This is a genomic window from uncultured Microbulbifer sp. (assembly GCF_947504145.1).
Classification (GTDB): Bacteria; Pseudomonadota; Gammaproteobacteria; order Pseudomonadales; family Cellvibrionaceae; genus Microbulbifer.
The window spans coordinates 192,605-213,912 of sequence record NZ_CANNGQ010000002.1 but is presented as its reverse complement, the minus strand read 5'-3'; the positions used below and the strand labels follow the sequence as shown (position 1 = coordinate 213,912).

Below are 21,308 nucleotides of genomic sequence, written 5' to 3'. Positions count from 1 at the left end.
ATCACACCGGAAACGAGGCACCCTGACATAATCTCAGGGCATACTGTACCGACACAGTCACTCATAAATTTTTCAGGCTTACCAACTCTCAGGCTTCACCATGTTTTCCCTTCGTCGCCCCCACATCCTACGCGCCCTGCTGGCCGCTCTCACCCTGGCAATGTCTGGCAGCCTGTTCGCGCAGAGTGACGACTTCCCCGGTGGTGACCTGGAAGACCTGAAGCAGGAAGTGCTGAAACTGAACAGGGATCTGCTGGTGCTGGAAGAAGACCTGCTGTTCCCGGCTCAGAGCCAGGTAGCCGTGTATGTCTCCATGGACGTGGGGCACTTTTTCGATCTGGATACGGTCAAGCTGCATATCGACAACAAGCTGGTCGAAACGCACCTTTACACCGACCACCAGAAAAAAGCCCTGTTTCGCGGCGGCATCCAGCCCCTGTTCAAGGGCAACCTGAAATCCGGCGAGCACACGGTCACCGCCTACTTCACCGGCATCGGCCCGGAACAGCGCGAATTCAAGCGCGCCGCCACCCTGGAACTGAAAAAGACCGACGAACCCGCGGTGATCGAACTGCGTATTTCTGATTCCAGCGGCAAGCAACAGCCGGAATTCAATGTCGTACAGTGGCCTGCCCCCTGAGCGCGCCATGCTGTTTTCCGACGTGAAAAAATCATCCTCCACCCGACTGGCACTGACACTGGCGACACTGATCGCAAGTGCGGCACTGCCTGCATGGGCTGAAGAGAGCCCTCTAGCGCTTGGGGAACAGTCGCTGGCGGAAGCCAACAAGCCCGCCGCGACTGAGCCCGGTAAAAAATTCCAGCAAGCTCAGGACATGCGCTACGGTGCCGCTCTGTACCACTACTTCCAGGGCAATACCTTTGATGCCCTGAGCACATTGATGGTGTCCGACCTGCGCGGTGGAATCGACTACCACGCAGACAACGCCGACCTGATTCGCGGCGGTATTAGCCTGGCTTTCGGCCTCGAGCGCCAGGCTGCCGAGCTGTTTGAACAGCAGCTGCAGAAAGCGGCGGACGAAGACAACCAGCAGCGCATTGCGCGCTTTCGCGAAATTGCCTGGCTGAAGCTGGCGGCACTGAATTACCGTCACCAGAACTGGGACACCGCAGCACTGCAACTGCACAAGTCCGGCGCCATCCATCAGTCCACGCTGACCCTGAACCTCGCCATCCGCAGCGGTGACCTGAACCAGGCTCAGCAACTGTTGGCGATGGCAGACCTATCCCTCGCCGAGCGCGTACTCGGGCACTCCAATCTCGCGGCAGCCTTTGCCCGGCAACAGCAACTACCTGTTGCTGCAGAGGAATACCGCCGCGCGGCAACGCTGGTCGAACAAAACCCGGAGGCGGATGAGGAGCTGCGCATCCTGCGCGACAAGGCCCGTATCGGCGCCGGTTATGCGCTGGCACTCAACGGCGACCAAGCCGGTGCGGCACAAGAATTCCGCGGAGTACGCCTGGACACCCCCTGGTCTGGCGAGGCCCTGCTCGGGCTCGGCTGGGTGTCGGTGAATGGCGGCAACCATCAACAGGCGGTAGACGCACTCGGCTACCTGATCCACAAGAATCCATTGTCGCCGCAGGTTCAGGAAGCGTTGCTCGCGCTGCCGTACAGTTACGAAGCGCTTGAGCGCCCGAAACTTGCACTGCAGTCTTACCTGCACGCGGAACAACAGTACCAGCAGGCCCTGGGCGACCTGGAAGCGCTGCAACAGGCCTCCGCCACCCTGCAGTTTCCGCTGCCGAAAGAAAACGAATCCCTGAACCTGCAGCGCTATGGCTGGCTCGAAGATGCAGAAACACCGGCGTTAATCCGCGACAACCAGCGCTACCTGCTGCAAATGATGCAGAGCGATCGCCTGCAGCTACAGCTTTCCGAGTTGCGCGACCTGCAGCAGCTCACCCGGGTGCTGACGCGCTGGCAACAGCGGTTACCCGAATTCCATGCCCTGATCGACGAGCGCGAACAGCGCCGTGTGACCATCGTGCAACAGCACGACAGCGCCCAGTACGACCAGCAGGTGGAGATGGCCGAGCAGGAATTACAGCGGCTGAAAGCTTCGCTGGCGCGCATCGAAGCGAATGAAGATGGCCTCGCCATGCTCGCCGCCAATGAGAGTGAAACCTCCGAATACCTCGACATGGTGCGCGCCGCCGAAGCGCGCTACCAACGCCTCAGCAAAGCGGGCAAAACCAGTAGCTACCAGCAGCAGACCCTAGATCGCGCCCGCGGCATTCTGCAGTGGCAGGCGGCAGATCAGTACCATCACAACCTGTGGCAGAAGCGCAAAGCCGTCGATGCCCTGGAAGCGGACTTGATAGAGGCCGCACGCCGCCAGCGCAGCGTCGCCCGCATTGCCGCCGAGGCACCACAGCTCAACCTGCTCACCGGCAGCGTCGAGGATGCGGGCTTGCGCTTGGCCGAACAGCACAGCGCCATCGACCGCGCCAGCGGTGCCATCGAAGACCAGATCCGCGACGATCTACGCGATGCCCTCGGTATCGCCAAACATCGCGTATCCCAGTATATGGCCCACACCCGACTCGCCATCGCGCGCATTCAGGATGCGGCCATGCAGGGCAACTATGACGCGCCTGCCGTTGAGCAGGCTACGCAAACGCCCGAGCCTGCATCAGATACCGCCGCTGAGCAGTCCGAGTCCACACCGCCTGACGAATCCGCTCCGCAAGCGCCGGAGGAACAATTGTGAATGCCCCCTGGCCAAGCAAACGACTCCTCGCGCTGGCGATCTGCACCAGCGTCACCCTGGGCGGCTGTGCCAGCCAGTTTGATCCCGGCACCACCCTCGCAGACCTGCCCGCGGCAACCCTGCCACCGGAGCCGCAGGTTGAACTGCCCAAGGTGGAGCTGCCGGTACTGATCAACAGCTACGAAAAAGCCCTCGCAGCCAATAGCGATCCGAAAACCCGTCGCCAGATCCAGCTGCGTCTCGCCGATCTGGAAATGGAGCGCCTCGAACAGCAACAGGAAGACAACCCGGAAATGGCGGTGGCCTACAGCCAGGCCGTGCGTCACTACGAAGCCCTGCTGCAGACCTCCGCCGACGACGATTACCTCGCCTATCGCCTGGCCCGGGCCCGCGCCCTCGACGGCAACCTCCCCGGCTCGCTGCAGGCACTGGAAAATATTGTCGAGACCGCGCCCGAATCCCCATTTATTGCCGAGGCCCTGTTCCGTCGCGGCGAAGCGGCGTTCAGCCAGAAGCAATACCGCGCAGCGGAACGGGACTTCAGCGCAGTGCTTGCGCAGGGGGATTCACCGTTTTCCCAGAATGCGCGCTATATGCTCGGCTGGAGCCAGTTCAAGGACGCGCGCTACCGCGATGCCAGCAACACCTTCCTCGACCTGATGGATCTGCTGCTGGCCCCAGACAATGCGCAGGAGCAGCCGGAAAAACGGCTACTGGAGTCACTGGCAAAAGGCGAACGACGTCTTGCCGACGACACCCTGCGGGTACTGGCACTAGGCTTCAACTATCTCGGCGGTGCCGAAGTAATCGAATCCTTCAATCCGCCACAGACGGACAGCGCACTTGCCGGCCGCAGCTACCAGCACCTGCTGTATCGCGCCCTCGGCGACTGGTATGCCGAGAGCGAGCGCTTCCGCGACGGTGCCCAGACTTTCCTCACCTATGTGGAACAGAACCCCCAAAGCCGCGAAGCACCGGCCATGCACGTGCGCGCGGTGGAGATCCTGCAACAGGGTAATTTCCCCAGCGAAGTGGTGCCGGCAAAACGGGAGTTTGTCACCCGCTACGGTATTCGCAGCCTCTACTGGCAGAGCGCCGATGACACACAGCGCGGCGAACTGCGTGGTTTCCTGAAACCCTGGCTGGAAGAACTGGCGCGCTTCGACCACGCTCGCGCACAGGCACTGGTAAAAGAAGCCGGTAACCCCCGGAACAATACTAAAGTTACGGCTCGCGCCCAGCGCGAATCCCGCACCGCCTTCCTCGCCGCAGCAGAACTGTACGGCGAGTTTATCGAAACCTTCCCGGGTGACAGCAAGGCGCCGGAACTCACCTTCCTGATGGCGGAAAGCCTGAACGACGGCGGCGAATACGCGCGCGCCTTCGATGCCTACTCGCGGGTGGCCTGGGGCTTTACCGAGGATGCGCAAGAAGATGCGCAAGGAACAACCCCGCAAACCCCGGCCAAGGCCACCGAGGCCGGCTACGCCGCCATCCTGATGGCCGGCGAAATGCACAAACGGGAAAAAGACCAGGAGCTGGCCAATCTGTGGCTCGATCGCAAAACCGAAACCAGCCTGCGCTTTGCCGATACCTGGCCCGGTGACAAGCGCGCACTGCCAGTGCAGCTGGATGCGGCGCACAACCTGTTTGAACAGTACCGCCACGTAGAAACCATTGCCGCCGCGGAAAAGGCCGCGGGCTGGCAGCCGCCGCCGGATGCCAGACAGCGCCGCAGTATCCTGATTCTGCTCGGGCACAGCCATTTCGAAACCGACAATTTCCCCGCGGCCGAAGGTGCCTATGCACAGCTGCTTGCCGGTATGGCCTCCAGCGACCCGGAATATCTGAACACTCGCAATCGCCTGCAATCTTCCATCTACAAACAGGCGGAAATCATTCTCAAGCAGGTGCACCTGACCACCGACAATCTGGAATTTGTGGCACCCACAGAAGACGCCATCGCATTGCTGTTACGGGTGCGCGAAAGTGGCCGATCTTCAATCGCCGCCACCGCCCAGTTCGACGCCATCAACCAGTTGATGCGCCTGAAGCGCTGGCCCCGGGCACAGGCGGAGTTGGCGGATTTCCGCAAACACTATCCAGACCACAAACTCACGCCGTCGCTTACCGCCAAGGCCATTGCCATCTACCAGGGCATGGATATGCCGGAAGCTGCCGCCGGCGAATTGATGGCACTGGCCAACAGCGATCCCGATCCACGCGTTCGCCGCGACTCCCTGTATCTGGCAGCCGAACAATTTGAACAGTCCGGCAATAGCGGCCGCGCCATTGATGCCTATCGTCAGTACGCGCGCCAGTGGCGGGAGCCCGCATTACAAAACCTGGAAGCCCAGTACAAGTTGGCGTCCCTGTATGAAAAAGCCGGTAACCAGCGCGAGCGGAATCTGTGGATCAGCAGCCTCGCTGGCAATCGGGTAAAAGAACCCCGCGGCCGCTATCTCGCGGCGTATGCCAGCACCGAACTGGCCGCGCAGAGCTACGCCCGTTTTGAACGCCAGAAACTGACCCTGCCGCTGAAACAGAGCCTGAAAAATAAAAAGCAGGCTATGGAAGTAACCGTGGCGGATTACAAAAAGGTGCTGGACTTCGGTATCGCCGAATTCACTACCGCCGCCAATTTCCGCCTCGCGGAAATCTACCGTCAGCTAAGCCGCGACCTGATGGACTCCCAGAGACCCAACGGCCTGAATCCGCTGGAGCTGGAGCAGTACGAAATCCTGCTGGAAGAGCAGGCCTACCCGTTCGAAGAAAAAGCCATTGAGCTGCACGAGGCGAATGTAAAACGCACCGCCGACGGCGTGTACGACGACTGGGTGAAAAACAGTTTCTCATCCCTGGAAAACCTGTTGCCGGCGCGCTATCGCAAACCGGAAACCACGGTGGAGTGGAGCGATGCGGCCTACTGATATGAAATGTTCTGCAACCCGCTGCAAACAACTGGCACTGGCCACCCTCTGTACGGCGCTGCTAGCAGCCTGTGCCGGTAGCCCCACGGCTCCCGACAGCGACGGCCGCACAGAAGTTGCTGCGGACGAATCCGGCAAGCGCGTCGCCAGCCCCAACCCGTACCTCGCGGAAGCCGCGAGTGTACCGGCCGGTGCCAAGCAGGGTATCAGTCGTGCGCACGACTATTTTCTGCAGCAGCAGTACCCTGCCGCGGAAACAGAGCTGCAACAGGTAGTAACCCAGTGGGCAGTGTTGTCCGGGGCCTGGTTAAACCTGGCCAAGGTGCAACTCAAGCTGAATAAACCGGAAGAGGCGGAAACCAACCTGAAACAGGCGGTTGCCGTAAACGAAAACAATGTATTCGCCTGGAATGCCCTCGGTGTGCTGTTGCGCGATCAGGGCCGTTTCGAGGAAGCCAAAGGGGCCTACGAAAATGCCCTGGCACGCTGGCCGGATTTTGCAGCGGCGCACCGCAACCTGGGTATTCTTTTTGACCTGTACCTGCACCAGCCGGAACGCGCCTTGCATCACTACCGCGAAGCGCGTGCACTGGAGCCAGAAGCAGACCGGGTACTGGCGGGCTGGATAGTGGATCTGGAGAGGCGGCTGTAAATCATGAACAAAATATGCGCATTGTTGCTTACCATTACAGCACTTTCTGCAACCCCAGCCCTGGCTCAGGACGAAGGTGGTGAAGTCATCACTCTTGAGTCCACCATTATCGGCAGCCAGGAACAACCCAAGGTGTTGTACATCATTCCCTGGAAGCAGGCCAACAGCCTGGAGAAAATTGAAAGCACCTTACCCAATGCAATTCACCACAGATTTCAGCACCAGGAATACTCGGAATTGCAGCGGGAAATAAAACTGCTCAAACAGCAAAACGATTCAGACAAGTAACCTCTTTTACTTTTTATTTAGCAACTAAAAATCTTTACGTCCCGGAGATTTGACCATGGAATTTTTCAACACACTGCTGCGCTTCTTCCAGAACGGCGGTCCCTTCATGTACCCCATCGCGCTGGTACTGGTGATCGGTATCGTACTGGTCGTGGAACGCTGGGTATTCCTTACCCGCGCCAAGCTGGCCAATCGCCGCGCCTACGGCCAGATTCTGCCGATGATGCAACAGCGCAACTTCGCCGCTGCACTGAAATTCTCCCAGAACGAAAAAGCCCCCATGGGCCAGATCGTTGCCGCGGGTATCAGCACCGCCCAGCACGCGCGTAAAGACGAGAACATCGCTATGGCCATCGAAGAGGGCATCCTCGAAGCGGTGCCGCGCCTGGAAAAGCGCACCAACTACCTGGCCACCCTTGCCAATATCGCCACGCTGCTGGGCCTGCTCGGTACCATCATCGGCCTGATCGCCGCATTTACCGCGGTTGCCAATGCAGATCCTTCTGAGAAAGCTTCCATGCTGTCCTCCAGTATTTCCGTAGCCATGAACACGACCGCTTTCGGTCTGATCTCCGCGATCCCGCTGTTACTGGCCTACTCCATGCTGCAGAACAAAACCAACGAAATCATCGACAGTCTGGAAATGGCCGGGGTGAAATTTCTCAACCTGATCACGCTGACCCGCGGCCAGAAGACGGACGCCGCGGCGCGCCCAGCCGCCAGAGCTGGCGCCACCGCCTGATTAGTGCCACAGCCTAATAAGAGGCGAGTTAAAAAAACCAACGCGTAATCCGATAGAAAGAGAGAGCCATGGCTATCCGACGCAGGCTGGAAACCGATCCGGATCTGGACATCACCTCGTTTATGAGCCTGATGACCGTACTGGTCCCCGTATTGCTGCTGAATATGGTGTTTTCCCATATTTCCGTACTGAACCTCAACCTGCCGGGTATGAGTGATCCCGCGGTGGAAGATCAGAAAGAAAACCGGCAGCTGGAACTGGTGCTGCGCCAAGACTACATCGACATCAACTATCCGGCGGGAATTCGCGTAAAGCGCATTGCCAACCGGGACGGAAAGCCGGATTTCAAACTGGTGTCCGATGTATTGCAGGAAGTGAAGCGCAGCCTGCGCGAAAAGGATATCGACAAAAAAGACCTGGTGATTCTCTCTGAACCCGGCACCCCCTACCGCACTCTGGTGAGCGCCATGGATACCGCGCGCTCTTTCCGCGCGGTGGTGGCGGCCTCGGTGGTGGACGCGGAGCTGTTTCCACAGATCTCCCTGGGTGATGCGCCGCTGACAAACAAACAGGCAAACGTGCAGACAGACGAACAGCTGGCAGGCAACGGAATATGAAAGCGACGATCGGCGGAAAGCTGAAAGGGCGCAAGCAGCGCCGGCACAAGCAGACCAAGCTGAACCTGGTTTCCCTGATGGATATTTTCACCATTCTGGTGTTCTTCCTGCTGGTGAACTCTTCAGAAGTAGAGGTGCTGCAGGCAGACAAGACCATCACTCTTCCGGAATCCACATCCACGGAAAAACCTGACACCACCACCGTGGTGCGGGTAAACGGCGACCAGCTGATGGTAGGCAATCGCATGATTGCCAGCGTGGCGGACATCCGCGCGGACCAGGAGCAGATCCAGCCGCTGCTGAACGAACTCGAATACCTGGCCAGCCGCGCCGAACCACTGCCCGAAGAAAAGCAGGCCGTCGGCCGCCCGGTGACCATTCTCGGGGATGAAGAAGTGCCCTACGCACTGCTCAAGCAGATCATGAACACCTGTGCCGCAGCTGACTTCCGGGATATCGATCTCGCCGTCACGCAGACCGCACCGCAGGACCCGGCGGCTCCGGCCGCTGGTCGCTGAAGGGGAGGGCCACAGTCATGACCACAGCCACCTTCGGTTCCTACACACCTCAATCCGCCACACAAAAGCGCCCGGCTCCGGCGCTCATGCCCTGGCACTATTACAATTCGGTACTGCCCTGGGCCTCGACGGAAGAAGAAGACCAGCGTTTTACCAAGTTCCTCAAAAGCGGCATAGCGGCCTTTGTGGTGGTGGGGGCACTGTTCACCATTATTCCCGCACCGGAACTCACCCGCGAGCAGGCGGAAAAACTGCCGCCGCAACTGGCACGGGTGATCCTGGAAAAGAAAGAACTCCCCAAACCGGTCGAAAAGCCCAAGCCCAAACCGGTGGAGAAAAAGAAAGAAAAGCCCCAAGAGGTCAAAAAGGAAGAGCCTAAACCGATCGAGAAGCCCAAGCCCAAACCGGAGCCCATCAAGACGGTGAAGCCCAAGCCGCTCACGGAAAAGGCACCGGCCGCAGAAGTGGCCAAGGCACGCGATAAAGCCGCCAACAGCGGCCTGATGCAACTTCAGGATGACCTGATGGACATGCGCGACAGCCTCGATGTATCAGAAGTGGCCAGCGCCAACAGCCTCGCCAGCGGTGCGGCAACGGCGCAAAAAATTGACCGCTCACTGATCAGCGACAAGTCGAAAGCAAGCAGTGGCGGCATCAATACCGGGCAACTGAGCCGCAATACGGGCGGTTCGGCACTGTCGGGCCGCGAGACCACACAGGTGGAAGTGGCCGAGGCCACCGCAGCAGCGAAGTCCAGCGGTAAAGAGGCCCGCCGCGAGCGCGGCACCCGCGGCGAGGAGTCCATTCGCCAGGTGATGGAAGCCAACAAGGGAGCCATCTTTGCCATCTACAACCGCGCCCTGCGTCGGGATCCGACCCTGGCTGGCAAGGTGACCGTTAAACTGGTGATCGAAGCCAATGGCACCATTTCTGCAGTAAGCCTGGTGAGCAGCGAACTGGACAGCCCGGATCTGGAGCGCAAACTGCTAGCGCGTATCCGTCTGATCAATTTCGGCACTGCCAATGTGGAGAAATCCACGCTCAACTACTCGATCGATTTCCTGCCCTCTTGATGGGCCGGCAGTAAGCCCTTTCCCACTCGGACGCCCCCAAAACCCCCGATCGCCAATGGCCGATCGGGGGCTCTCCCTGCTGTGCCCCCCTCAAGCGATCATCCGGCCCGGCTTCCGGGTGACGAACATTCATTCCTGCCATAACTGCACACCATTCACCTGAAAACCTCGATGTGCCTTCATTGACGTTGGAAAAAGACGACAGAAGTGATACAAACGTCCCACTTATTTTGTGATTCGCATCACATGGCGAATCTGCAGCCAAAGCTCTGGCTTATTCAAATCACTTTACCGCCCAGTCGGATTCCGGAAAACAGAAGGACTTGCAACCGTGGCCGAGAAGATCCTTGAGCAAAAGCCACAAACGGAACTGCTGAAAGATGTGTGGGGAAGCCGCAAGGAGCTGTTCGCACAGCGCAAGACGGAGCTGGCACAATTTCGGGTAAATGAGCTGATCAGCTCCATTTTCAGCAATGGCCCCTTCTATCACTATGTGTTCGACTTGTTTGACCTCGACCTGCTGTATGTCAGCCCGGAGGTAGAGCAGATCCACGACCTCAGCCTGGAGTCTGTCACCTTCCAGGATATCCTCGATCAGATGCACCCGGACGATATGGATTTTGTAGCGCGTGCTGAGGCCACCGCCATCCGACTGTTCCAGGAAAAGATCGGCATGCACAAGGTGACCGACTACAAAATCTCCTACTGCTTCCGCTTCAGGGTAAAGGATGGCAGTTATCATTTGTTCAACCACCAGTCTGTGGTGCTCACTACCGATAGTCAGGGTGGCGTTGGCAAGTCGCTGAATGTGCACACGGACATCTCCCACCTGACCAGCACCAACAATCAACGGCTCTCGCTGATCGGGATGCGTGGCGAGCCCTCTTATCTCGACCTGGTGGTGGATGGCAATGTGCAGAATGTGCGGTCCGCGCCACCGATATTTACCCAGCGGGAAATTTCAGTCATCGAACGGGTGGCCAGAGGAATGACCAGTGCGGAGATTGGTCGGGATTTGCAGCTCTCCGAATACACGATCAAAAATCACCGCAAACGGATTCTGAAAAAGGGGGGCTGTCAGAATATGAGCCAGCTGCTCGCCCTGTGTATCACAGAAGGCCTTATCTAACCTGCCAAAACTGCCTGTCCGCGCTTAGCCAGCACCCCGGAGACCGGGACAGGTACTCAGAAATAAATAATTGATCATTCGTCTAAAGAAATCTGTGCCAGGCGCCGATTTATTGCTATAAACACAAAACATTGTGTGACGAAAATCACAATTCGGCACGGGTCAGGGACCGGTGCTGGCACGAACAAGAAAAAATCGACGGGGCGGAGCCAATGGCATCAGATTTTTTACAACCGGAAAAAAGCCTGATACATCGCGCCTGGCATAATATTCCCGATTTTTTTGCCAAAAAGGATACGGATAGCTCGCACCAGCGCCATGAACTGGACCAGTTTATTGCGACTACATTCAGCGCCGGCAGCGCTTATTACTATGTGCTCGATTTTTTCAATCTGGAAAAGCCGATGCTGGTCAGTCCGGCGATCGAAAGTATTCTGGGGCTGAATCACAAGACCACCACCATTCAATCCATCATCGATCGGGGCCACCCGGAAGATATGCCATTTGCCGCGCGCGCCGAAGAAACCGCGCTTTCCATCATCAAACACCGGATTGGCATCGAGCGGGTAACGGATTACAAAATTTCCTACAGTGGGCGCCTGCGTGTGGCCGACGGCAGTTACCGACTTTTCAACCATCAGGCGATTATTCTGGCCACCGATGACAATGGCGGGGTAACAAAAACCCTCGGTATCCATACCGACATTTCTCACCTGACCACTCGCAACAATTACAAACTCTCGCTGCTCAATCTGCACGGCCAGGAAAGCTTTCTCAACATCGACGTATTCGATGAGCAAGACAGGCCCATGGCCACCCAATCGGTATTTACCAAGCGGGAACTTGAAGTTCTCGACCTGCTCTCTGCAGGGAGAACCAGCATCGATATTGCCAGCATCATGAATATTTCTCCCAACACGGTGAAAAACCACAGGAAAAACATTCTGAAAAAAGCCGACTGTAAAACCACCGGTCAGCTGATTTCGAAATGCATGAATGAAGGGTTAATTTAGTCAGACGAGAACGAAACACCGCAGTCCGGTCACAGTTTCATGGAAGCTTCATCGAATTGGGCTAAAAAGGGCTATTGTTTAATCCGCGCTACCGGCGCATTCTATCCACTGAGCGGGCAGGGCGACTCTGAAGAGAGTCACCAGCCGGAACGGAAACCGCGCTCACCAACAATGTTCATCCTGTGAGTTGGTTATCAGCCGTGAGGCTGGCTCTGGGTAAGCCAGGATGGCTTGCTTCAGAGCGCTTTTAATTTCTGCGAATACCTGCGCCTTTTCTCTACCGCCTTCTTCCTGTATCACGGCCTTTTCCAGCCTCTGTCAATTCAGATCTGCCGCGTACTCACGCAACACTTCCAGTGGCACAATTTCCAGAGCGCGTACATGGGTGCGCTGTAAAAATACCCGCGGTGCCATATCGGCCTGTTGGGCTTCCAGCCAGCGCGCTGCGCACAGGCACCAGCGGTCACCGGGATTCAGTCCAGGAAAACCAAACTCTTCGACAGGCGTACTCAGGTCATTGCCGCGCTCGCGGGAAAAGCGCAGAAAATCCCGGCTCACCTCGACACACACGGTATGAGAGCCCAGATCCTGATCGTTGGTATTACAGCAGCCATCGCGGAAAAATCCGGTCAGCGGGTCGCTACTACAGGGAATAAGTGCCTCACCAAATACATTTTTTGAGTCGTGCATTTCCAGTGCAATTGCCATTCTCGTTATTCCCCGTTTTCTGAATTGATTAGATGCATATCCACCAGCTGCCAGCGCAGGCCGCTGCGCCGCAGTAAAAGCTTCACCCCGGTATCATCTTCTTTATTCCCACAGATGACACCGACCGTATTGAGCCCGCTGAAATACCAGTGGCGAAGTCGCCAGTGATGATCGTGCGGATCCGCCGCGACTTTGTCCTCAGTCGCAGAGGGTGGTGCTGGTGGCTGCTGTGGAGATAGTGAAGTCGATGGAGCGGACGGTGGCGAAGCTCCAGCACCGCCAAGCGCCCGTTCCAGGTCGCGCTCGAGCTCGCGCCAGTCTTTCTGCCCCTGGATCAGATCGGAAATCCCCTGGGGGCTGATCAGCCGATCCACCAGCGGCCCGAGAATCAGATCGGCTCCGGCCGTGAGCAGGCCGCCCAGCTCCGGGGGCACATTGGTGCCGACGGATTCCTGCACTTCGTCGTTGAGCCGCCGGCGAATGTTGAAGCGCAATTGCGGAAAGTCGACATAGCGCTCGAGTGCAGCCGTATCTTCGTGGTGGGCAGCCTCGATCAGCTGTTTCGCGGAGTACCAGGGCAGCGCGGCATAGACAGCCGCAATCACAACCAGGCACAGCGCTAGTTTCACCAGCAACTTCCCCATCAACCGCTTTTCCATCAACCATCCACCATTTCTATCAGACAACAGAGCGCAATAGTAGCGTCATGATGGCGCCAATTACACACGCTTACACCGACGGGGTTATGGCGCCAACCATCGCTTTACCTGTGTTATCGTTGCAGGCCCTGTTGCCGGTATCGGATTGTTACAGGGAGACCGGACTCGGAACTACCGCCGGCATCAATAAAGACAAAAAATTCGATCAAGGAATTTCGACCATGAGCAGTGATATTTACAATGCGCCCCAGGCTGAACTGGCAGGGGACCAGGCCAGCAGCGCCAATATGGGGTCCATCCCCGGTGCACTGGCGGGGGATTACCAGGTCGCCATCGGCGATACTCTGAGTGAGGCCTGGGCCAAAACCAAAGGCAACAAGGGCACCATTTGGCTGGGTCTGCTGCTGTATATGGTGGCCTATATTGCTATTGCCGTTGTGGCCTCACTGATTACCGGCCAATCGCTTTCCAACCCGGAAGCCAACGCCGGCGTTGGCGCTATCCTGTCCAACCTGATCATCCTTGTTGGCACCACCCCAGTCATTGCCGGCATGATGATGATCGGCGTCAAAATCGCACGGGACGAAGAAGTTTCCGCGACCGAGGTGTTTGCCCATTTTGACAAAGTCCTGCCGCTGGCACTGGGTATGATCCTGATGTACCTGCTGGTAGGCCTCGGCTTTGTACTGCTGGTTCTGCCCGGTATTTACCTGATGATCGGCTACATGATGCTGCTGCCGCTGATCGTGGACAAGAACCTCGGTCCCTGGCAGGCACTGGAGACCTCCCGCAAAGCGGTAACCAAACACTGGTTCCCCGTGTTCGGCTTTTTCATCGTGATGATGCTGTTGTACATCGCCGGTTTTCTGGCGCTGATTATCGGCCTGATCTGGGCGATTCCGACCCTCAGCATTGCCTACGGCATTCTGTATCGCAATATGTTTGGCGGACATGAAACCAACCCGGAAATCTGATTTCCCCGCGGCGGAAAGGTTCTTCAAATTGCCTTTCCGCCGCTGCCGTTTGCAACTGCTCACCACCCGCCAGCATTCCATGCCGCCCAAGCCGTAGCTCTGCCCGATGCACAATTCCAGCACGCAACCCCACTCGCCGAATCCGTCTGCCGAAATCACCGGCCTCGACACCCTGTACGAAATTGAAACGCCCGAGGGTATCGATCTCACCAGCCGATTAGCCGGCCCTGTTCCGCGCCTGCTGGCCTACTCGGTCGATCTCTTTTACCGGACGGTGATCCTTGTCATTTTGGGAATTGCGGTCACTTTTGCCGGCAACGCCGGGGTTGGACTCTGGCTACTGATTTCATTCCTGCTGGAGTGGTTTTACCCGGTTGTTTTTGAAGTGTTGCGCGGAGGCCAGACCCCGGGCAAGCGGGCCTTTTCTATCGCCGTAGTGAACGACAATCTCACGCCCATCGGCTGGGGCCCTTCCATCATGCGCAACCTGTTGCGCTTTGCGGATTTCCTGCCGTTCGGTTATTGCGCCGGGATTATCAGCATGACCTGCAGCCGGGATTTCCAGCGCCTGGGTGACCACGCTGCCGGCACCCTTGTCGTTCACCGGGACCAGGCGGCGGCACCGGCCGCACTGCCCCAGGTCACCCCCATGGCACCACCGCGGGGGCTGCAACTGGAAGACCAGCAAGCCATCGTGAGCCTTGTTGAGCGCAGCGGTGAATTGAGCCGCGCCCGGCAACAGGAACTGGCGGATCTGCTGCAACCCGTGACCGGCAAACCCGGCGACGACGGACTGAATCGATTGCACGGCATCGGCCGCTGGTTGCTCGGCGCGCGCTCCGCGGACGACAACCTGAGAAGTGCCGATAGACAAGTGGGTGGCCAATGAAACAGCGGGATTTTGAACAGCGCCACCAGAGCCTGTGGCTGCAGCTGGAAAACACCCTCGCCGGCTACTGTAAACACGCACCGATTGAAGCCAACGGCAGCGCGATGGTTGAGGACCTGCCGGCGAGCTACCGTCGCCTGTGCCAGCAGCTGGCCGTCGCCAAGGAGCGCCAGTACACCAGCAACCTGATCGCGCGGCTCAACCAGTTGGTGATGGCCTGCCACCAACGCCTGTATCAGGAAAAGTCCGTTTCCAGGAATCGCTGGCTGGAATACCTGTTTAGCGGCTTCCCGCGCGCCCTGCGCGAACAGGCCCGGTTTGTATGGCTGTCCTGCGCACTGTTTCTGGCACCGGCACTGGTGATGGGCCTCGGCAGTTACTTTAATGATTCCCTGGTCTACGCCGTCCTGTCCCCCGAGCAGGTGCTGCAGATCGAGTCCATGTACGACCCGGCCAACCAGGTACTGGGCCGCGAGCGCGGCTCCGATACCGACCTGCAGATGTTCGGGTTTTATATCAAGAACAATATCGGCATCGCCTTTCGCACCTTTGCCTCCGGTATTCTGTTCGGTATTGGCTCCATATTTTTTATCGTGTTCAACGGCGTGTTTCTCGGCGCGATATTCGGGCACATCACCCGGGTGGGGTTTGTTACGACGTTCTATCCGTTTGTGATAGGCCACGGCGCCTTTGAACTGACCGCCATCGTATTCGCCGGCGCCGCTGGACTGCGCCTGGGTCATTCGCTGGTATCGCCCGGTAATATGACCCGCCGGCAATCCCTGCGCGAAGCCGGGCGCGAGGCGATGAAAATCATGTACGGCACTTTCCTGATGCTGGTGATCGCCGCCTTCCTCGAAGCTTTCTGGTCTTCCAGTACCGAAGTCAGCATTGCGGTGAAACTCGCCGTAGGCAGTTTTTTCTGGCTGCTGGTGCTGGGTTACTGCTTTCTGGCCGGCAGACGCCTGCCCACCACCCCAAGTGCGGGAGGCCGGCTGTGAATCTCGATCGACTCGCCGTACGCGCACGCCAGCGCTCCAGTTGGGAATCCATCGACCTGGGCATTCTGTTGGCGCGCCGGCACTGGCTGCAGCTGGCTACCCTGTGGTTGCTGCCAGCCGCCGTGCTGTTCCTGGTGCTCGCCCTGCTATTTTCAGACAGCCCCAACTGGGTCATCTTTGCCGTGTGGTGGCTGAAACCCCTGTTCGATCGCCTGCCGCTACTGGTGGCCAGCCGCAAGCTGTTCAACGAGCCCATGAGCAACCGCGAGGCCCTCGTCCAGTTCCGCCGCGCCAATCGCACAGACTGGTTTGCGTGGCTGACCTGGCGCCGTCTCAGTTTTACCCGCGCTTTCGATCTACCGGTTACGGTGTTGGAAAACGCGCGCGGCAAAGCGCGGTCTACACGCATCTCCCTGCTGCATCGCAAAGCCGCCAATGCGGCCAGCTGGCTGCATATTGTCGGCGTGCATGTGGAAATGATTCTGGGGATGGGACTGGCAGCACTCCTCTACCTGATGCTGCCCGAACAGCTGGAAATAGACTGGATGCCGATCCTAAACGACAGCAATGCAACCTACGCATGGATCGCCAACGGCTGCAGCCTGCTGATCATGGCCGCTGTCGCACCCTTTTATGTCTGCGGTGGATTCATGCTGTACATCGGCCGGCGGGTGGACCTGGAAGCCTGGGATATCGAGATTCACTTTCGCAAACTGCGCGCGCGGCTGGACGCCCGGCAGCAACGCACCGCACAACCTCACAGCACCGCGAAAACCACATCGACTGCGGCCTCTCTGGTCTGCGCACTCAGCCTGCTATTCCTCACTACCCTCGCCGGTCCGCAACCGGCACACGCCGACGCCGCCACTCCGGCACAGTCAGAAGTACTGATCGACGAGGTACTGGCACAGGACGAGTTCCACCAGCGAGAAAAGGTCAGCAACTGGCGACTGCGGGATTTCGAATCCCGCGAATACCGCTTCCCCGACTGGTTTATCGCGTTTATCGAGTGGCTGGAAGGGCTCGGCGGTGACGACGACATCGACGAAGGCGCCGATGAAGACCTGAGTATCGGTCCATTACTTGCGGGCATCATCGAAGTGCTGCTGTGGATTCTCGCCATCAGCCTGGTCGCTTACCTGCTGTGGCATTTCCGCGATCATCTGCGCGGACTGCTTGGCTACCGCCCGATGAAAAAAATTGCCGAGAGTCACACCCCTGAAACCCTGTTCGGGCTGGACGTGCGCCGCGAAAGCCTGCCCGATGATGTCACCAACGAAGTACTGCGCTTGTGGAACGCAGGCCAGCAACGGGAGGCCATGGGACTGTTGTACCGGGCCAGCCTGTCCAATCTGATCTCCCGCTTCGACTGCGCGTTCCGCGACCACCACACCGAAGCCGAGTGTGCGCTGCTGGTACGGCAGGAAGCGGAGCGGGACCCGCGCCTGCAGCCCGCCCTGGTACAGTTTTTTGGACTGCTCACAAAAACCTGGCAACGCCAGGCCTACGCACACCAGCCACCGCAAAGTACCCAACTGGAAAACCTCTGCACCCAGTGGCAGCAGGTATTTCACGAGACAGATTCGATCCGCGATCGCGACAGAGAACGCGGCCGTAACCGCGATCAAAAACAGGAGGTGCAGCCGTGAAACTGAGCCGTATCGCCATCGTCTGGACCCTGTTGCTGCTGACCGCCGCCTGCACCCTGTTTTTGTACTTCTTCGAACGGCACACGGAAGAAGTTGATCTCGGCTTTGGCCCCGAGGCTCGCCGCAACCCATTTCTCGCCGCACAACAGTTCCTCGACCAGCTGGATATCCATCATCGCCGCGCGGACAATATTTCCATCGTTTCCACCCTGGACGACGGCGACGCTCTGTTTCTCGCCAGTTCCAGCCAGGTGTACAACCAGGACCGCCTGAGGGAATTGCTCGACTGGATCGAAGCCGGTGGCCACGCTATTGTCATCGCCCACCGTGGCGACGGTGACAACGAGCAGGACCTGCTGCTGGCAACCCTCGGGCTGGAAGTGACCAACGGAGACCTGGATCTCTACTTCAATCGCCAGGTGCGCGAGGTCTTCGGCGAGGACGCGAGTGACCTGCAGGGCAAGACCGCCAGCGAAATGATGCGCGACCACAACCGCAAGCTGGCAGAAGAAGAAAGCAGCGGTGAAGCGCCAGCGGTGTCGGATGACAACGAGACGGCGGAAGAGTCAGCGCCCCGCAACCCGGATGTCGACCCGGAGCGGTTGGTCAATCTAACCAGCGACAGCGGTGCCAGCTACGCCCTCTACTTTGATCCCGGCAAGGTGTTTACCCACGAAATGATGGGCCAGGGCACTGACGTCGACAGGGATGCGGACGTGGATGGCAACCCTCTGCACTGGGTGCCCTTTCAGAAAATCTCCACTCAATCGCCGCTGGTGTATTACGAGCGCGGCCGCGGTCGCATGACACTGATGACCGACGGCGGCCTGTGGCGGAACGATCGCATTGGCGAATTCGATCACGCCTACTTTCTTGCCCACCTGGTGGGCGAGCGCGCCCTGGTGATGATCACCCAGCCCAGATTCGATACGCTCGGCACACTGATCCAGCGCTACACCCTGGAACTGTTTTTTGCCGGACTGCTCGCACTCATCGCCTGGATCGCTAACCGCAGCCGCCGCTTTGGCCCCATGGCACCACCCGCCGCCAGTGAACGCCGCTCGCTAATGGAACATATCCGCGCCTGCGGACATTTTTACTGGCGCCAGAACCGGGCCGTGCTGCTGTTTGACCAGGCGCGCAAGCCACTGCTGAAAAAGCTGGTACGAAACCGGCAACCAGGCGCAGAGCGACAGATCGCCCAGTCCATAGCGGAAAAAACCGGCCTCTCGGCGCAGGAAATTTTTGACACCCTGTGGGCCCCGGCGCCCATCCATCAAGACGACTTTACCGCGCGACTGCGCAGCATTCAGATCATCGAGGCCGCCCTATGAGCGAATCCACCATCAGTGAATCAACGCTGAACCAGAATCCCGTTAGCGCTGAACCGCAAAGTGACAACCGCTGGCAACAGGCCAGCGCACGGGTCAACACACTGCGCGAGCGCATCAATCAGGTGGTTATCGGCCAGCAGGCCGTAGTGGACCAGGTGCTGATCGCACTGCTGGCCGGCGGCCACGTGCTGCTCGAAGGGGTGCCGGGCCTCGGCAAAACACTGCTGGTGCGCAGCCTTGCGCGCGGCTTCGGTGGCGACTTCCGCCGCATCCAGTTCACTCCCGATCTGATGCCTGCCGATGTCACTGGTCACGCTATCTACCACATGGCGGAGAGCCGCTTTGAAGTGCGCCGCGGCCCGGTGTTCACCAACCTGCTACTGGCAGACGAAATCAACCGCGCCCCGGCCAAGACCCAGGCGGCGCTGCTGGAAGTGATGCAGGAACATCAGGTCACCATCGACGGCGAGACCCACGCAACCCCGCAGCCGTTTATGGTGCTGGCCACCCAGAACCCGGTGGAGCAGGAGGGCACCTACCCGCTGCCGGAGGCGGAACTGGATCGCTTCCTGTTAAAAGTACTCATTGATTTCCCCAGCCAGCAGGCGGAAGAACAGCTGGCGGCCGCCGCCAGTGGCGGACACATCGAAAGCACACTGCGCAATGCGGTAAGTGCCGTATTCGATGCCGACGAACTGCAGCAACTGCAGGCACTGGTGCCACAGATCCAGGTGGACCAGCAGGTACTGAGTTACGCCGTACGCCTGGTCCGCGCCACCCGCGAATCTTCCCAGCTGCGTCGCGCCGCCGGCCCCCGCGCCAGTATCGGCCTGATGCTCGCCGCCCGCGCCCACGCCCTGCTGGAAGGGCGTGAATTTGTGCTGCCAGACGACATCAAGGCGATGGCCATTCCGGTAATGCGCCACCGCGTGGCGGTATCACCAGATATGGAGATCGACGGCGAGACTGCCGACTCGGTACTGGCACAGATCGTCGAATCCGTGGAGGCACCGCGGCTGTGAAGCCCTCTCCGCTACTGATCCGGCTGCTGCTGATTGCCGCCGGCTGCGCACTGGCGGTAACGGCTGCGCGCATCTGGTGGCCCGCTGCGGCGGCAATCCTCGCCAGCGTCTGGTGGCTGGGTCTCGGAGCACTGGCACTGGCCGCACTGCTGGACTTCGCCACGGGCCGCCGCTGCGAAGGGCTGAACGGCCAGCGCAACCTGCCCGGCAACCTCGCCCTGGGGGTAGAGCAGGAAATTGGCCTGCGCCTGCACAACCGTGGTGTGCGCCCACTGTCGTTACTGGTATCCGACCAATTACCTGTGCAGCTGCGCAGTGCCAACCTCCCAATACAGATCCGGTTAGCGCCGGACCAGGAAATTCACGCGCACTATAAAGCGACGCCCGTACACCGCGGCCTCGCCGGCTTTGGCAGGGTAGAGGCACTGGTCTCGTCGCCGTGGCAATTGTGGCAGTGCCGGGTGCTGCTGGGCGAAGCCCAGGATGTGAAGGTCTATCCCAATTTTCTCGGTATTTCCTCGCTGCAGGCCCTGTCCACAGAGCAGTCCCTGCGCTACCTCGGCGTGCATCAGCAGCAGCGTCGCGGCGAGGGGCTGGACTTCCGCCAGCTGCGGGAATTCCGCCAGGGCGACAGCCAACGCCAGGTAGACTGGCGGGCCAGTGCGCGCATGCAGAAACTCATCAGCCGCGAATATCAGGACGAACGGGACCAGGAGATCATTTTCCTGCTGGACTGCGGCCGGCGAATGCGCACCCGCGACGGTGATCTCAGCCATTTCGATCACGCCCTCAATGCACTGCTGCTTTCCGCCTATGTGGCCATTCGCCAGGGTGACGCCGTCGGCCTGCAGTGTTTTGCCGGCACCCACAGCCGCCTGCCGCCGGTGAAAGGTGAGGGTGCTATCAACCTGCTGCTGAATCACGTGTACGATCTGCATTCGGGCACCGCCCACAGCGATTACACCGCTGCTGCGGAGCAGTTGCTGGCCCGGCAGCAGCGGCGCGCACTGGTGATTCTGCTCACCAATGTCCGGGATGAAGACAGCGAAGACCTGACTGCCGCAGTACAGCAGCTCTCCCGCCACCACCTGGTAATGGTGGCCTGCCTGCGGGAGCGGGCACTGGATGAGTTACTGGAAAAACCGGTGGCGGATTTTGAAAGCGCACTACTGAACAGCGCGGGAAAAGATTTTGTTGCACGTCGCGGGCGGCTGCTGCAACAACTGCGCGCACGCAATACGATTCTTGCGGACGCGCTGCCATCGGAAATGCATATGTCGCTAGTGGAAACCTACTGGCAACTGAAGCGCAGTGGCCGGCTCTAAAGACCCAGGCGAGCTGAACGTTGCTCGCAGAAGTATCGGGCTTGCCTGGG

Annotated in this window: 20 protein-coding genes; 18 read left to right on the top strand and 2 right to left on the bottom strand. The window is 59.0% G+C overall.

Annotation, left to right across the window (positions count from 1 at the left end; genetic code table 11):
• Positions 1 to 100 precede the first annotated feature (100 nt).
• The 11 genes from Q1A74_RS07485 to Q1A74_RS07435 all read left to right on the top strand — a co-directional run bounded on the left by Q1A74_RS07485 (position 101) and on the right by Q1A74_RS07435 (position 11,697).
• Positions 101 to 640 (top strand): AraC family transcriptional regulator, encoded by a 540-nt coding sequence (locus Q1A74_RS07485; RefSeq protein ID WP_299594272.1) that lies wholly within the window; start codon positions 101 to 103, stop codon positions 638 to 640.
• Positions 615 to 2,735, top strand: a complete 2,121-nt coding sequence (locus tag Q1A74_RS07480; protein ID WP_299594270.1) for a hypothetical protein — start codon at positions 615 to 617, stop codon at positions 2,733 to 2,735. Before Q1A74_RS07485 ends, Q1A74_RS07480 begins: the two co-directional genes overlap by 26 nt.
• On the top strand, positions 2,732 to 5,665 hold the full coding sequence (locus Q1A74_RS07475) for a tetratricopeptide repeat protein (protein WP_299594268.1): 2,934 nt from the start codon (positions 2,732 to 2,734) through the stop codon (positions 5,663 to 5,665). Before Q1A74_RS07480 ends, Q1A74_RS07475 begins: the two co-directional genes overlap by 4 nt.
• 1 nt (position 5,666) lies before the next feature.
• Positions 5,667 to 6,317: a tetratricopeptide repeat protein gene (locus Q1A74_RS07470; protein WP_299594265.1), complete on the top strand. Its 651-nt coding sequence runs from the start codon at positions 5,667 to 5,669 to the stop codon at positions 6,315 to 6,317.
• Positions 6,318 to 6,320: 3 nt separating this feature from the next.
• Positions 6,321 to 6,605 carry a hypothetical protein gene (locus Q1A74_RS07465; RefSeq protein WP_299594263.1) on the top strand — a complete coding sequence of 95 codons (285 nt, stop codon included), beginning with the start codon at positions 6,321 to 6,323 and terminating at the stop codon, positions 6,603 to 6,605.
• 55 nt (positions 6,606 to 6,660) lie between these two features.
• Complete coding sequence (locus tag Q1A74_RS07460) at positions 6,661 to 7,347, top strand: MotA/TolQ/ExbB proton channel family protein (protein ID WP_299594261.1); 687 nt, start codon at positions 6,661 to 6,663, stop codon at positions 7,345 to 7,347.
• 68 nt (positions 7,348 to 7,415) lie between these two features.
• On the top strand, positions 7,416 to 7,964 hold the full coding sequence (locus Q1A74_RS07455; protein WP_299594259.1) for a biopolymer transporter ExbD: 549 nt from the start codon (positions 7,416 to 7,418) through the stop codon (positions 7,962 to 7,964).
• A complete protein-coding gene (locus Q1A74_RS07450) occupies positions 7,961 to 8,482 on the top strand; it encodes a biopolymer transporter ExbD (protein WP_299594257.1) in 522 nt (173 codons plus the stop codon). The genes Q1A74_RS07455 and Q1A74_RS07450 overlap by 4 nt, the downstream gene beginning before the upstream one ends.
• Before the next feature lie 17 nt (positions 8,483 to 8,499).
• Complete coding sequence (locus Q1A74_RS07445) at positions 8,500 to 9,555, top strand: AgmX/PglI C-terminal domain-containing protein (protein WP_299594255.1); 1,056 nt, start codon at positions 8,500 to 8,502, stop codon at positions 9,553 to 9,555.
• 331 nt (positions 9,556 to 9,886) lie between these two features.
• Positions 9,887 to 10,684, top strand: a complete 798-nt coding sequence (locus tag Q1A74_RS07440; RefSeq protein ID WP_299594253.1) for a LuxR C-terminal-related transcriptional regulator — start codon at positions 9,887 to 9,889, stop codon at positions 10,682 to 10,684.
• Between the two features lie 212 nt (positions 10,685 to 10,896).
• On the top strand, positions 10,897 to 11,697 hold the full coding sequence (locus Q1A74_RS07435) for a response regulator transcription factor (protein WP_299594251.1): 801 nt from the start codon (positions 10,897 to 10,899) through the stop codon (positions 11,695 to 11,697).
• Between the two features lie 318 nt (positions 11,698 to 12,015).
• Here the strand turns inward: Q1A74_RS07435 and Q1A74_RS07430 are convergent, their stop codons facing one another.
• The gene (locus Q1A74_RS07430; protein ID WP_299594249.1) at positions 12,016 to 12,405 is read right to left on the bottom strand and encodes a DUF2237 domain-containing protein; all 390 of its coding nucleotides are present in this window, start codon (positions 12,403 to 12,405) and stop codon (positions 12,016 to 12,018) included.
• 5 nt (positions 12,406 to 12,410) lie between these two features.
• Complete coding sequence (locus tag Q1A74_RS07425; RefSeq protein ID WP_299594248.1) at positions 12,411 to 13,064, bottom strand: DUF2939 domain-containing protein; 654 nt, start codon at positions 13,062 to 13,064, stop codon at positions 12,411 to 12,413.
• Positions 13,065 to 13,285: 221 nt separating this feature from the next.
• Between Q1A74_RS07425 and Q1A74_RS07420 the strand changes: the two genes are divergently transcribed.
• The 7 genes from Q1A74_RS07420 to Q1A74_RS07390 all read left to right on the top strand — a co-directional run bounded on the left by Q1A74_RS07420 (position 13,286) and on the right by Q1A74_RS07390 (position 21,258).
• Complete coding sequence (locus Q1A74_RS07420) at positions 13,286 to 14,038, top strand: hypothetical protein (protein WP_299594246.1); 753 nt, start codon at positions 13,286 to 13,288, stop codon at positions 14,036 to 14,038.
• Between the two features lie 106 nt (positions 14,039 to 14,144).
• Complete coding sequence (locus Q1A74_RS07415; protein ID WP_299594244.1) at positions 14,145 to 14,927, top strand: RDD family protein; 783 nt, start codon at positions 14,145 to 14,147, stop codon at positions 14,925 to 14,927.
• Entirely contained in the window at positions 14,924 to 15,928 is a 1,005-nt protein-coding gene (locus Q1A74_RS07410; protein ID WP_299594242.1) for a stage II sporulation protein M, read from the top strand. Before Q1A74_RS07415 ends, Q1A74_RS07410 begins: the two co-directional genes overlap by 4 nt.
• The gene (locus Q1A74_RS07405; RefSeq protein WP_299594240.1) at positions 15,925 to 17,577 is read left to right on the top strand and encodes a hypothetical protein; all 1,653 of its coding nucleotides are present in this window, start codon (positions 15,925 to 15,927) and stop codon (positions 17,575 to 17,577) included. Before Q1A74_RS07410 ends, Q1A74_RS07405 begins: the two co-directional genes overlap by 4 nt.
• On the top strand, positions 17,574 to 18,911 hold the full coding sequence (locus tag Q1A74_RS07400; protein WP_299594238.1) for a DUF4350 domain-containing protein: 1,338 nt from the start codon (positions 17,574 to 17,576) through the stop codon (positions 18,909 to 18,911). Before Q1A74_RS07405 ends, Q1A74_RS07400 begins: the two co-directional genes overlap by 4 nt.
• Complete coding sequence (locus tag Q1A74_RS07395; protein WP_299594236.1) at positions 18,908 to 19,933, top strand: MoxR family ATPase; 1,026 nt, start codon at positions 18,908 to 18,910, stop codon at positions 19,931 to 19,933. Before Q1A74_RS07400 ends, Q1A74_RS07395 begins: the two co-directional genes overlap by 4 nt.
• Positions 19,930 to 21,258: a DUF58 domain-containing protein gene (locus tag Q1A74_RS07390; protein ID WP_299594234.1), complete on the top strand. Its 1,329-nt coding sequence runs from the start codon at positions 19,930 to 19,932 to the stop codon at positions 21,256 to 21,258. Before Q1A74_RS07395 ends, Q1A74_RS07390 begins: the two co-directional genes overlap by 4 nt.
• Positions 21,259 to 21,308: the final 50 nt, after the last annotated feature.